The following is a 13,194-nucleotide window of genomic DNA, read 5'->3' as shown; positions in this document are numbered from 1 at the left end:
TTGCAGCTTTGCAGATCGCTTTAGCCTAGCTTTGCAAACTCAAGACTGCAATGCGAGTATTCTGGCGCGCCGGATCACCAGCAGGATCGAGATGATGCCCAGAAACGAGGAAATCAGCATGATCAGGATCAAGGGGTAGGCCCCGGATTGCGCCGTCAGCAAATGCCCCGCCAGCACCGCAAGCGCAGAGCCGCCGCCGATCATGATCGCCCCGCCTAGGCCGGATGCGGTGCCGGCCAGATGCGGGCGGACCGACAGCATGCCGGCGGTGGCGTTCGGGATGCACAACCCGTTGCCAAGACCGATCAGGGTCATCATGCCAAAGAAGGTTTCGGCGTTTCCGTGCCCGGTCAGAAAGATGATCAATGACAGGGTTGATCCCAGCGTGGCCGCGATACAGCCGAAAAGCACCAGTGCATTCACGCCAAAGCGGGTTGCGAACAGGCCGGTGATCCAATTGCCGCCGAAATACCCGATCGCAGGTGCGCCAAAGTAGATGCCAAGCCAGAAGGGATCGAGGCCGAAAACCGTGGTGCCGACAAAGGGTGCGCCCCCCAGGTATGCAAAGAAGGCACCCGAACAGAAGGCCGAGGCCAGCGCATACCCCCAGAATCGCGGCGCGCGCAGCAGTTCGGGGTATTCCCTGAACTGGCGCAGGATCGAAATGCTGGACGGCTCTGCGGTTTCCCCCATGTCCAGTATCACCAGGGCCAGAACGCCGGCGGCAATGACGAACATTAGCCAAAAGGTAAGGTGCCAGTCAGCGACCTGTTCGATGGCCCCGCCAATTGCCGGGGCCACCATCGGCACCAACGCCATGCCCATCGTCACATAGCCGATTTTTGATGCCGCTTGATCTTGGGTGTAGAGGTCGCGCAGCACCGCCCGGCTTAATACCATGGCGGTGGCGATGACGGCCTGTGCGATGCGGAATGCCAAGAAAACGCCGGTATTCGGGGCGAAGATACAGCCCAAAGTCGCCAACATGAACAAAACAAGGCCGGCAATCATAACCGGTCTACGGCCCAGATTGTCGGAAATCGGCCCGATGAACAGCTGGATCACCGCGCTGCACAGCAGGTAGAGCGGCACCGTCAGCTGCATCGTTGCGTAAGAGGTGTCAAAGTATTCGGCCATATGTGGCAGGCTTGGCAGAAAGATGTTCATGACCAAGGCACTGAGGCCGGCAAGCGTGATCAGTGTAAAAACGGCGGGCGGGGTGCTGCGATCCAGAAAGCGGATGTCGGGCATCGGGGGGGAAGCCTTATTCATGCAAATGGAACTATGCCTCTAATTGGGGCTTGTCCATGATGTCACTGAATATTTGCAATGTTGCAGTTTGCGGATATCACGCTGAATATACTTTGCAAATATGCACAATGGCCCTTTCCTCAGGGGTATCCCTTTCGGTAGTATCGCCGAAATATTAAGCAGAGGTTAGCGATGAAAGATATTCTTGAACAGCTGGAAGAGCGCCGCGAAACTGCCCGTCTTGGTGGCGGTCAGAACCGGATTGACGCGCAGCATGGGCGCGGCAAGCTGACAGCGCGGGAGCGGGTCGACCTGCTGCTGGACGAGGGCTCGTTCGAAGAATTCGATATGTTCGTGTCGCACCGCTGTACCGATTTTGGTATGGAAAATCAAAAGCCTGCAGGTGATGGCGTGGTTACGGGCTGGGGCACGATCAACGGACGTCTGGTCTATTTCTATTCTCAGGATTTCACCGTTCTGGGCGGCTCTGTGTCAGAAACCCACGCGAAAAAGATTTGCAAGATCATGGATATGGCGATGCAGAACGGCGCGCCGGTGATCGGGCTGAACGATTCAGGCGGCGCACGTATTCAGGAAGGTGTGGATTCGCTGGCCGGATACGCGGAAATCTTCCAGCGCAACATCATGGCGTCCGGTGTTATTCCGCAGATCAGCGTGATCATGGGGCCTTGTGCGGGGGGCGCTGTCTATTCGCCGGCGATGACCGATTTCATCTTTATGGTCAAAGACAGCTCTTACATGTTTGTCACCGGTCCAGAGGTGGTCAAGACCGTCACCAACGAGGTGGTTACCGCTGAAGAACTGGGCGGGGCAGGGACCCATACCAAGAAATCTTCCGTTGCCGATGCTGCGTTCGAAAATGACGTGGAAGCCTTGGCCGAAGTGCGCCGTTTGGTTGACTTGCTGCCGGCGAACAACCGTGAGGGGGCACCGGTACGCCCGTTCTTTGACGAGCCCGACCGCATTGAGGCGTCGCTTGACACGCTGGTGCCGAGCAATGCCAACACGCCCTATGACATGAAGGAACTGATCCTGAAGCTGGGCGATGAGGGCGATTTTTACGAGATTCAGCAAGACTTTGCCAAAAATATCATCACCGGCTTTATCCGCATCGAAGGTCGCACCGTGGGTGTCGTCGCCAACCAGCCGATGGTGCTGGCTGGTGTTCTGGACATCGACAGTTCGCGCAAGGCCGCGCGGTTTGTGCGCTTCTGCGACTGTTTCGAGATTCCAATCCTGACGCTGGTCGACGTCCCCGGCTTCCTGCCTGGCACCTCGCAGGAATACGGCGGCGTGATCAAACATGGTGCGAAACTGCTTTATGCTTACGGCGAGGCGACAGTGCCCATGGTCACATTGATCACGCGCAAAGCATACGGTGGAGCCTATGACGTGATGGCGTCCAAGCACCTGAAATCGGATTTCAACTATGCCTGGCCCACTGCCGAGGTTGCCGTGATGGGGGCCAAAGGCGCGTCCGAGATTATCCACCGTGCGGATAAGGATGATCCAGAGAAACTGGCCCAGCATACCGCGGATTACGAGGCCCGGTTCGCCAATCCCTTCGTGGCGGCAGAGCGCGGGTTCATCGACGAGGTGATCCAGCCACGCACCACGCGCAAACGCATTGCCCGGGCCTTTGCTTCCTTGCGGAACAAAAAGGTCGAAACCCCTTGGAAGAAGCACGGTAATATTCCGTTGTGAGGATTTGAGGGTGTCAGATTCTTTGAACTGGAGTTTGCTGGTCGATGCAGTGAGCGGTAACTTAAAAAGTGAATTTTTAGCAACTGTGTTAGGTGTAGTAGGGATGGTGGCTGTTGCTGGTTTCCTAGTTCCTCTTTACCTAAGGGCGCTCAAGAGTATCATCGAAAACAAGAATAGTCTCAAGTTGTTGGAAGATTCAGCGTCTCTAACATCAAGATATATTAGCGGGTTGCTTGGGGTAGTCTTAGATAGCCGTAGCAAAGAAGTAAGAAAAACAACCATAATTGAACTCGAAAAAGAACGAGACGACGCAAGATCGCTTCTGTCTTTGGCTAGAAGCGAATTGGATCGGCTCTCGGTTATAGCTTTAGATCGGTCTGATCCAGATAGTGGTGATAAGTGGAAAGATGCTTTTGCGACGAGCCAGATGCGGTTGCTCGCAGAAAGTGACAGGTTGAGGAACCGTTCGACCACAAACCTTGCATTTGGCTTGGGTTTCTCGATATTTTCTGTTGTTGCTCTTGGTGTTCTTCTTTTTTGGCTAACTCCAGTTCTCTCGACAAATACTTTTTCTGAGTTTGCTACTGTGTTTTTTCCGAGGCTCACTATCGTTTTGCTTGTCCAGTTAACAGCTTCGTTTTTCCTTCGCATGCATGCATCCAATGAATCTGATATTAAGCAAAATAAGAACGAGATTACTAATCTAGAACTTAGATATGCAGGTGCGTGCCTCAAGTCAGGCGGTACTGAATTTTCCAGTCTCGCCGAAAGCCTCATGAACGAAGAACGTAATTTCATTCTGAACAAGGATCAGAAAGTTGCGGGTGCGACTAGAGCGATATCTGTAGAAACCATACAGGGATTGTTAGAAAAGTTGGTTGAAAGAAAATGACCTCCCCCTTCAAAAACCAATCCTTCACCATAGCCCACGCAGACTCCGGCACGTTTAAAGGCGCGGGGCTGCGTCCGTTCTTTGAATACCGCGACCTTGGCATCAAGGACGCGACCAAAGGCACACACGGCGCGCATGTGATCCGCGCGGTGCCTGGTATGGAATCCCCCGGTACGTGGCACTCTCACGACCTCGATTTCCAGATGGTCTATGTCACCAAAGGCTGGGTGGTGTTTGAATATGAAGGCGAGGGGGAACACCTGCTACGCGAAGGTTCCTGTGTCCTCCAGCCCGCTGGCATCAAACACCGCGAACTGCGTCATTCCGACGATATGGAGCTAATCGAAATCATTTCGCCTGCCGATTTCCCCACGCAAGACGAGGAGGCCCCGTGAAAGCCATCCTCGCTGCCTTTCTCCTTGCCGCCAGCCCTGCGTTGGCCGCCGATGTCCCCTCGGGACAGCCGGTCACCCTGCATGAGGTGCTGGTGGATGCGGTGGAAAGCGAAACATGGCTGCGGTTTCGCTTTATCGCGCCGGACATTGCGCGCGCGGGCAGGGCGATGGCCTATGACGTTGCGGCGGAAGATATGATGCACCTTTGCACCGCATTGGCGCTGCCCTACTCCGACACCCATGCGCTGGCAGGGGATATGATCATCATCTCTCTGGCAGATCGTGTGACGGAATTCGGTGTGCCAGCCCCCGAAGCGACACAATTTTTCGAAGCTTTTCGTCCTGTGGATAACACCTGTATCTGGGAGAGCTTGTAATGCAACCACAACATCTTGCGGTTAACTTCTCATGTGGGCGGAATACTGAGGCTTTACCGTCACAGACCCGCCGATTGCGACAGGCTGGATATGTTTTCAGCGCAGACTACCTTATGGTGCGGACGAGGAATACCCAAGTATCCCTTACCTCAGAAACGGGGCGTGCGAGGCAGATTTACAAAGCACGCGCCACTTACATAGACAGGAGACAGAAATGTCAAAGAGCATCAAATTCCTGGCAGCCATTGGTTTCATCGCCACTGTTGCTGCCTGTACATCCGGCCAGACCGAAGAAGAATATGTTGTTGTCGAGCCCGAGCCCATCTCGGTCGAGCCAACATACACAGGTAAGTACAAGTAATCTTGCCTCGGGGCAGGCGGTTGCGCCTGTCCCGACACCCATGATGTCAACGCGCCAATCACGGCCCCAAAATCGGAGGGCCGTCTGATGCCAGCCTATATGTTGAAACATCGTGGATTTCCGGGCCGCTTGCCCAGTACCGATTTTCAATTCACCATCCGCCGCCCCAATCCAAAGGGGGTCACGCCGCTGAGCCAGCGCGAGCGCCGCTCTGACCGGCGTCCCGCAGACAGGCGGGCTGACGCCGGCTTTATGAAAGCGCTGTGGGAGCATTTCGGCCCGCACCCGTTTGAGCGGGGCAATCTGGATGCCGGGCGTCTGTCATGGCTGTTTGGCCGCGAAGTCTTGCCCGCTACCGATCCGTTTGACCCGGCCCATTACGAAAGCCTGCTGGTGATCGACGAGGCCGCAGCCCGTGCCGCATTCCCCGAAGCTTTTGAGGATTGATCGGCATGAACCTGCCCGCACGTCCTCTCAACCAGCGGCAGACAGCCGAAACGGCGCTGATTCGCGCCGCCTGCTTGGGCTTTGCGGCAGAGTGTTCCAACGTGGATTTTGCTGAAACCCGTGCCCTATCGGTACCGTTTTCAGGACAGCAGAACCACACCTCTTCCCCTTTGGGGCAGCAGGGCAAATTTGCCGCGCTGCTGCCCTCTTTTTTGGGAGGCGATTGTCCCCCTGCGGCGATTGTTCCGGGTGAAAAGACAAAACCGTCTGCACCCGGCATGGAACCCTGCACGGCGTTCCGCGTTGTCTGTGCAGATACGAGCAGACAAGGAACAGAAAAATGTCCATCAAACCCGCTCTTGCAGCGATCCTCTTGTGCGCCGGCCTTGCTGCCTGCGGTGACACGCTTGCCGAACAGGGCCTTGTTGGCACCGCTGTCGGCGCAGGTGCGGCGGCAGTCACCAGCGGCAGCGTTTTGCAAGGGGCGGCCATCGGCGCGGCTGGCAACATTGCCTATTGCCAACTCAATCCGGGCAAATGCAGATCCGTCAACTGACCTAACGTTCACGGCGCATTCCGCGCGCCGTACCCGATTTAATCACCCCGCACAGCAGCCGCTGTCGCGGGGTATTCGTGTTTCTCTCAAGACTCTAAAGGACACCCCATGTTCAAAAAAATCCTGATCGCCAACCGTGGCGAGATTGCCTGCCGTGTTATCAAAACCGCCAAGAAAATGGGGCTGACCTCTGTTGCGATTTATTCCGATGCGGATGCGCAGGCGCTGCATGTGCAGATGGCAGATGAGGCGATCCATATTGGCCCGCCCCCTGCCAACCAGTCCTATATCGTCATCGACAAGGTGATGGAGGCGATCAAGCAAAGCGGTGCCGAAGCGGTGCATCCGGGCTATGGCTTCCTCTCCGAAAACTCCAAATTTGCCGAGGCCCTAGAGGCGGCCGGCGTCGCCTTTGTTGGCCCGCCAGTAGGGGCCATCGAAAAGATGGGCGACAAGATCACCTCGAAGAAAATCGCGCAGGAGGCCGGGGTTTCCACGGTGCCCGGCTATATGGGCCTGATCGAAGACGCGGATGAAGCCGTGAAAATCTCTAATGAGATTGGCTATCCTGTGATGCTCAAGGCCTCTGCGGGCGGCGGCGGTAAGGGCATGCGTATCGCGTGGAACGACGAAGAGGCCCGCGAAGGCTTTCAGTCCTCCAAGAACGAAGCGGCCAACAGCTTTGGCGACGACCGGATTTTCATCGAGAAATTTGTGACCCAGCCACGTCACATTGAAATTCAGGTACTTTGCGACAGCCACGGCAACGGCATCTATCTGGGCGAGCGTGAATGTTCGATCCAGCGCCGTAACCAGAAAGTTGTTGAAGAGGCTCCAAGCCCATTCCTTGACGAAGCAACGCGTAAAGCGATGGGCGAACAGGCCGTCGCGCTGGCCCTTGCGGTGGATTACGCAAGTGCCGGTACGGTTGAATTCATCGTCGACGGGGACAAGAATTTCTACTTCCTTGAAATGAATACGCGTCTTCAGGTGGAACACCCTGTTACAGAACTGATCACCGGTGTTGATCTGGTGGAACAGATGATCCGCGTCGCCAATGGCGAAAAGCTGACGATCAAACAGTCGGACGTGAAATTAAACGGCTGGTCCATCGAGAACCGGCTTTATGCCGAAGATCCCTATCGCGGTTTCCTGCCCTCCATCGGGCGTCTGACCCGTTACCGCCCGCCACAAGAGGTTGCTGCCGGCCCATTGTCTGACAATGGCAAATGGGCGGATGATGCGCCCACCGGCACCTTTGCGGTGCGCAATGACACCGGCGTTTATGAGGGCGGCGAAATTTCGATGTATTACGATCCGATGATCGCGAAACTTTGCACATGGGCCCCAACCCGCGCCGAGGCGATTGAACAAATGCGGGTGGCGCTCGACAGCTTTGAGGTCGAGGGCATCGGCCACAACCTGCCGTTCCTGTCCGCCGTAATGGATCACCCAATCTTTATTTCTGGCGACATGACCACCGCCTTTATCGAAGAGCAGTATCCCGATGGTTTCGAAGGGGTTGAACTGGCCGAGGCAGAACTGCGCCGCATTGCCGCCGCGACAGCCGCGATGCATCGCCTTGCGGAAATCCGCCGCGCCCGCGTGTCTGGACGGATGGACAACCACGAACGCAAGGTCGGTACGGATTGGAATGTCACCCTGCAAGGGCAGTCCTTTGATCTGGTGATTGAGGCGGACAAGGATGGATCGACGGTGCGCTTTGAGGATGACAGCACATTGCGTGTGTCAGGCAACTGGACGCCGGGCGATCAGCTGGCCTCGATGACAATCAACGACGCGCCGCTGGTGATGAAAGTTGGCAAGATTTCGGGCGGGTTCCGCATCCGCACCCGTGGTGCCGACGTCAAGGTGCATGTACGTACCCCGCGTCAGGCTGAGCTGGCGCGCCTGATGCCTGAAAAGGTTGCCCCGGATACTTCCAAAATGCTGCTTTGCCCGATGCCGGGCCTGATCGTCAAACTGGATGTGGCCGTGGGCGACGAGGTGCAGGAAGGGCAGGCCCTGTGTACCATCGAGGCGATGAAGATGGAGAACATCCTGCGCGCAGAGAAAAAGGGCGTTGTCAGCAAGGTGAACGCAGAAGCCGGTGACAGCCTGGCGGTTGACGATGTGATCATGGAGTTTGAATAGGTGCCAGCCACCGCGTGGATAGGCCCGGCGATTATCGCAGCCCTGGTGACAGGGCTGTTGGGCCTTTTGCGCGACTGGCTTCAAAGCCGAAAATCCTCGCGTGAGGAACGCAAGCGCACGGCGTTGCGCGATGAGCGCAGACAAAAGGTTTCCGCCGCACTTCTGGCGGAAATCGCTGCATTTGAAGAAGCTTTCGTTGAACAGGACCTTCAGCGCAATTCGGAGGAAATTTCTGCACGCTTTGCCGGGGATCCGAATTTCAAACCGGTTCTCTTCCGTCAAAAGTGGGACTTCATCTATGAACAACTGGTGCCAGACCTTGGGCTTTTGGGGCCTGAACGTCTGGTGCCTGTTGTCCAGTTCTATGGTCAGCTCGCACGTGTCTCGACGATGATCGAAGATATGCGCAGTGACAGCTTTGGCCGAGATTTGTCGGTTGAGCGTAAACAGGCAATCTATGCCGATTACATTGGTATGGTTCTACGGGCGACACAGGATGCTTGCGCCGCACGCGAGGCTTTGAGTGATGTTATTGATAAAGGCTGAATCGTCGCGCCCTGATTGTCTTCAACCGCCTTTTGCATCGCGGATTTCGCGCTGTCGCATGGGCATTCTGTCGATGCTGCGGGTGATTTCGCGCACGCTCCACGGAAACGGTTTGCGCAGCTTGTTGCCGCCATCCTTGCCCATCAGTACCAACATAAATCCCCGGGGCCGCATTTGCAGCCGCAGCGGCGCGCGCGCCTTCGGGTCTGTGTCTGTCAAAACAATGACGTCGCGCTCAGCAAGCGCTTCCTTGCGGGCCTCCAGCAATTCCATCTGTTCGATAAACGCCGGATCATCTTCACTGTCCGCAAAGACCAGAACGGGCCGCTTTTTCCAGCGGAATTCGCTTAAATCGGCCATATCCGCCGGTGCAAACAGCATTGGATCATCGGCCTGCGTGACCTCCTGTGCAAGCGGCGCAGTGGCAATAAGTCCTGCAATAACAACAGCTGTAAGGCGTTTCATAGGTTCTCCTGTTGATCATGATATAAGCAGGATTTGTGCAAATGCGATGGCAAATGTGCAAACTGCCAGCATTAACGCCGATGCAAGGGGTTATACGCCATGACGGGGGCCATCCCCGCTGCATTGCCGAACGGGGCGGCATTCTGGCAAAGTTTGGGTCGATCCATCATGGATGTCATTCTGCATTTGGGGGCGCATCGCACGGCGACAACCACCTTCCAGCATTATATGCGGGATCACGCCGAAGCCCTTGCTGCGCAACAGACCGCCTATTGGAGCCCGGAACGCGCGCGCACCTCCGTTTTCCCGGGGCTGTTTCGCAACTCCACGGCACCCAAGGGCCGCAATCTGGCCCGCCGTGCCGAAGGGCGCATCCGGTTGTTTGCCGCGCAGGCCCGCGCCAGCGGCATTGCACAATTGCTGGTTAGTGATGAAAATCTGCTGGGCAATTGCAAACAGAACATCCGGGCGGAACAGTTGTATCCGGCTGCCGGCGAACGGATCGCGCGGGTGTCTGCGGCCTTCGGCGGGCGGGTACGCCGGATTGTGCTGTCGATCCGGTCACAGGATCTGTGGTGGGCCTCGGCCTGTGCCCTGACTGTTTCGCGCGGCCATCCGGTGCCAACCGATCAGCGGCTGGAGAATATTGCACAGAGCCGCCGCCGCTGGCGCGATGTGATCACCGATCTGGCTTGCGCGGCCCCCGGCGCGCAGATTGATGTGCTGACCTTCGAGGCGGTGAATGGACGGCCCGAGCGGCTGTTGCGCAGCGCCCTTGGAAAGACCCCGCCAACCGACACCCGCCGCCGCTGGCTGAACCGCTCGCCTGATGTGCAGACCCTGCGTGCCGCGCTGGCCGATCAGGGCAGTGACCCGGATTTGCTGCCCGACGGTCTGGGCCGTTGGCACCCCTTCACCCCCGAACAATCTGAAATGATGCGGGAAAATTACGCAGATGATCTGCACTGGCTGCTGGCCGGTGCGGATGGTCTGGCCACATTGACAGAGGATACGTGCCCCAACAGAGCAGAAACATACCTGCCATCCGGTGCATTCACAAAAGGACAAAGATATGACCAAGGACCAATCAAAGGCAACGTGGCGTAGCACTGCTGAAGCGGAATTGCGCGGACGCAGCGTTGATGACCTCACATGGAACACGCTGGAAGGTATTGATGTTCAGCCGGTATATACCGCTGCTGATCTCGACGGGGTTTCGCATCTTGGCTCGATGCCGGGCGAGGGGCCATTTACCCGCGGCGTAAAGGCCACAATGTATGCAGGGCGCCCTTGGACAATCCGCCAATACGCGGGCTTTTCCACCGCCGAAGAATCCAACGCCTTTTACCGGCGCAACCTTGCTGCGGGCCAGCAGGGGGTGTCGGTGGCCTTTGATCTGGCGACCCACCGCGGTTACGACAGCGACCACCCCCGTGTTGAAGGCGATGTCGGCAAGGCCGGCGTGGCAATTGACAGTGTCGAGGACATGAAAATTCTGTTCGACGGCATCCCGTTGGATAAGGTCAGTGTTTCGATGACAATGAACGGCGCGGTGATCCCGATCCTGGCCAGTTTCATCGTTGCAGGGGAAGAGCAGGGGCATGATAAATCCGTGCTGGCCGGCACCATTCAGAATGACATTCTGAAGGAATTTATGGTGCGCAACACCTACATCTATCCGCCGGAACCCTCGATGCGGATCATTGGCGATATCATCGAATATACCTCTGACAACATGCCGAAATTCAACTCGATCTCGATCTCCGGTTACCACATGCAAGAGGCCGGCGCGAACCTCGTGCAGGAACTGGCCTTTACCCTTGCGGATGGCCGTGAATATGTGCGCACCGCGATTGCTGCGGGTATGGACGTTGACCGCTTTGCCCCACGTCTGTCGTTCTTCTTTGCCATCGGCATGAACTTCTTTATGGAAGCCGCGAAACTGCGGGCCGCGCGTCTGCTGTGGCATCGGATCATGTCCGAGTTTGAGCCGAAGAATGCCAAGTCCTCGATGCTGCGTACCCATTGCCAGACTTCGGGCGTTTCTTTGGCCGAGCAAGACCCCTACAACAACGTGGTCCGCACCGCATTCGAGGCGATGTCGGCGGTTTTGGGGGGCACGCAATCGCTCCACACCAACTCGCTGGACGAGGCGATTGGCCTGCCAACCGAACACTCAGCCCGGATTGCGCGTAATACACAGTTGATTTTGCAGGAAGAAACCGGCGTAACCAATGTGGTCGATCCTCTGGCAGGCTCTTACTATGTTGAAAAGCTGACCCATGATCTGGCCGAAGCGGCTTGGAAAATGATCGAAGAAGTCGAAGAAATGGGCGGCATGACCAAGGCGGTTGCCTCCGGTATGCCCAAGCTGCGGATCGAGGAAGCTGCGGCGACCCGACAGGCCAACATTGACCGCGGCACCGAGGTGATCGTCGGGGTGAACAAATACCGCCGCGACAAGGAAGAGCCGATCGACATCCTTGATGTGGACAATGTCGCGGTGCGAGAAAGCCAGATTGCGCGGCTTAAGGAAATCCGCGCCAGCCGTGACGAGGTCGCCTGCACCAAAGCGCTGGACGCGCTGACACGCTGCGCTGGCGAAGGCGGAAATTTGTTGGAGGCGGCAGTCGAAGCGGCCCGCGCCCGGGCCACAGTTGGGGAAATCAGCATGGCGATGGAAGAAAAGTTCGGCCGCCACCGCGCGGAAGTGAAAACCTTGGCGGGCGTCTATGGCGCGGCCTATGAAGGCGACACCGGTTTCGCCAACATTCAGAAATCGGTGGAGAAATTTGCCGAAGACGAGGGCCGTCGCCCGCGTATGCTGGTGGTGAAGATGGGGCAGGATGGGCATGACCGCGGGGCCAAGGTTATTGCCACCGCCTTTGCGGATATCGGTTTTGACGTTGATGTCGGCCCCTTGTTCCAGACCCCTGCCGAAGCGGCGCAGGATGCGGTGGACAACGACGTGCATGTCATCGGTATTTCGTCGCAGGCCGCCGGTCATAAAACGCTGGCCCCGCAACTGGTTAAAGCGCTGAAAGACGCCGGTGCCGAAGATATTCTGGTGATCTGTGGCGGGGTCATTCCGCAGCAGGACTATGAATTCCTTTATGATGCGGGGGTAAAGGCGATCTTTGGTCCGGGGACAAATATTCCGGCTGCAGCCGAGGATATTCTGTCACTCATCCGTGCGGCGCGGGACTGAGAATTTGGACAGTATTTAAGGCCAAAAAGAGGAAAATATGGGTGTGATGGTATTTGACCATGTCGCCGTTGCGGGCGAGACTTTAGCGGCGGCGACGGGACATGCAGAGCAGGCCTTGGGGCTTGATTTGAGGAAGGGCGGCGAACATGCGGTCTTTCACACCCATAACGCCCTGCTTGGCCTTGAGGACGGGCTGTATCTTGAGGCGATTGCCATCAACCCGGATGCCCCCGTGCCCGACAGGCCGCGCTGGTTTGATCTGGACCGGTTTTGCGGGGCACCCCGGTTAACCAACTGGATTTGTCGCTGTGATGATCTGGACGCGACATTGGCGGCTTTGCCAGAAGGGTTTGGGCGGCCTGTGTCCTTGCAACGGGGGGATTTGTGCTGGCGGATGGCGGTGCCTGATGATGGGGTGCTGCCGTTCGACAATTATGCGCCCGCCCTGATCGAATGGGAGAATGACGCACATCCTTCTGCACTTTTGGGCAGTTCGGGGGCAAAGTTAACCTCGCTCACGGTCGCCCATCCCGAAGCGGATGCATTGGCGGCGCTATTGGCCCCATTTCTGAACGATGAGCGTATCAGGTTCGAAAACGGGCCGCGCCGTCTTGGGGCGGAATTTGAGGTCGGCGGGGAGGCCCGCAAGCTATAGTCGGGAACTCTTGGGACCAAAGGTCTCAGCGGTTTCGATGATGTTTTGCACGGCAAGTATTTCGACGGATGCATTAAAGCGTTCCGCCTTAAACATGACTCCCCAATACCCTGCCACGCTGCGGGTTCTCGGGACATCGGGGATACGAAATGTTTCAGGTGA

At 57.0% G+C, this 13,194-nt stretch carries 14 protein-coding genes; 12 read left to right on the top strand and 2 right to left on the bottom strand.

Annotated elements, in window-relative coordinates; all coding sequences use genetic code 11:
• Window positions 1-39: 39 nt before the first annotated feature.
• A complete protein-coding gene (locus HKX44_RS07605) occupies window positions 40-1,251 on the bottom strand; it encodes a multidrug effflux MFS transporter (protein ID WP_276153701.1) in 1,212 nt (403 codons plus the stop codon).
• Between the two features lie 192 nt (window positions 1,252-1,443).
• Between HKX44_RS07605 and HKX44_RS07600 the strand changes: the two genes are divergently transcribed.
• The 9 genes from HKX44_RS07600 (at window position 1,444) to HKX44_RS07560 (ending at window position 8,704) form a co-directional block, all read left to right on the top strand.
• Entirely contained in the window at window positions 1,444-2,976 is a 1,533-nt protein-coding gene (locus tag HKX44_RS07600) for an acyl-CoA carboxylase subunit beta (protein WP_276150665.1), read from the top strand.
• Between the two features lie 10 nt (window positions 2,977-2,986).
• Entirely contained in the window at window positions 2,987-3,868 is an 882-nt protein-coding gene (locus HKX44_RS07595; RefSeq protein ID WP_276150664.1) for a hypothetical protein, read from the top strand.
• The gene (locus HKX44_RS07590) at window positions 3,865-4,263 is read left to right on the top strand and encodes a cupin domain-containing protein (protein WP_276150663.1); all 399 of its coding nucleotides are present in this window, start codon (window positions 3,865-3,867) and stop codon (window positions 4,261-4,263) included. The genes HKX44_RS07595 and HKX44_RS07590 overlap by 4 nt, the downstream gene beginning before the upstream one ends.
• Complete coding sequence (locus HKX44_RS07585) at window positions 4,260-4,640, top strand: DUF6497 family protein (protein ID WP_276150662.1); 381 nt, start codon at window positions 4,260-4,262, stop codon at window positions 4,638-4,640. Before HKX44_RS07590 ends, HKX44_RS07585 begins: the two co-directional genes overlap by 4 nt.
• A gap of 214 nt (window positions 4,641-4,854) precedes the next feature.
• The gene (locus HKX44_RS07580; RefSeq protein ID WP_169737475.1) at window positions 4,855-5,001 is read left to right on the top strand and encodes a hypothetical protein; all 147 of its coding nucleotides are present in this window, start codon (window positions 4,855-4,857) and stop codon (window positions 4,999-5,001) included.
• Between the two features lie 99 nt (window positions 5,002-5,100).
• Window positions 5,101-5,448 (top strand): hypothetical protein, encoded by a 348-nt coding sequence (locus tag HKX44_RS07575; RefSeq protein WP_276150838.1) that lies wholly within the window; start codon window positions 5,101-5,103, stop codon window positions 5,446-5,448.
• Window positions 5,449-5,788: 340 nt separating this feature from the next.
• Window positions 5,789-6,004: a hypothetical protein gene (locus HKX44_RS07570; RefSeq protein WP_276150661.1), complete on the top strand. Its 216-nt coding sequence runs from the start codon at window positions 5,789-5,791 to the stop codon at window positions 6,002-6,004.
• A gap of 108 nt (window positions 6,005-6,112) precedes the next feature.
• A complete protein-coding gene (locus HKX44_RS07565) occupies window positions 6,113-8,158 on the top strand; it encodes an acetyl/propionyl/methylcrotonyl-CoA carboxylase subunit alpha (RefSeq protein ID WP_276150660.1) in 2,046 nt (681 codons plus the stop codon).
• Window positions 8,159-8,704, top strand: coding sequence for a hypothetical protein (locus HKX44_RS07560; protein ID WP_276150659.1), 546 nt, complete (start codon window positions 8,159-8,161; stop codon window positions 8,702-8,704). It begins immediately after the preceding gene.
• A gap of 21 nt (window positions 8,705-8,725) precedes the next feature.
• Here the strand turns inward: HKX44_RS07560 and HKX44_RS07555 are convergent, their stop codons facing one another.
• Window positions 8,726-9,169, bottom strand: a complete 444-nt coding sequence (locus HKX44_RS07555) for a DUF4174 domain-containing protein (protein ID WP_276150658.1) — start codon at window positions 9,167-9,169, stop codon at window positions 8,726-8,728.
• Between the two features lie 99 nt (window positions 9,170-9,268).
• On the opposite strand from HKX44_RS07555, the gene HKX44_RS07550 reads away from it, so the two are divergent.
• Genes HKX44_RS07550 through HKX44_RS07540 form a run of 3 tightly spaced genes read left to right on the top strand, consistent with a single transcriptional unit; the run spans window position 9,269 to window position 13,032 of the window.
• Complete coding sequence (locus tag HKX44_RS07550; protein ID WP_276150657.1) at window positions 9,269-10,276, top strand: hypothetical protein; 1,008 nt, start codon at window positions 9,269-9,271, stop codon at window positions 10,274-10,276.
• Window positions 10,242-12,377: a methylmalonyl-CoA mutase gene (gene scpA, locus HKX44_RS07545; RefSeq protein WP_276150656.1), complete on the top strand. Its 2,136-nt coding sequence runs from the start codon at window positions 10,242-10,244 to the stop codon at window positions 12,375-12,377. The genes HKX44_RS07550 and scpA overlap by 35 nt, the downstream gene beginning before the upstream one ends.
• A 43-nt stretch (window positions 12,378-12,420) precedes the next feature.
• Entirely contained in the window at window positions 12,421-13,032 is a 612-nt protein-coding gene (locus HKX44_RS07540; RefSeq protein ID WP_276150837.1) for a VOC family protein, read from the top strand.
• Window positions 13,033-13,194: the final 162 nt, after the last annotated feature.

Origin of the sequence: Sulfitobacter sp. M05 (assembly GCF_029285175.1) — a bacterium.
Classification (GTDB): domain Bacteria; phylum Pseudomonadota; class Alphaproteobacteria; order Rhodobacterales; family Rhodobacteraceae; genus Sulfitobacter.
The sequence above is the reverse complement of the archived record's forward strand: the minus strand, read 5'-3'. Positions and strand labels throughout refer to the sequence as shown.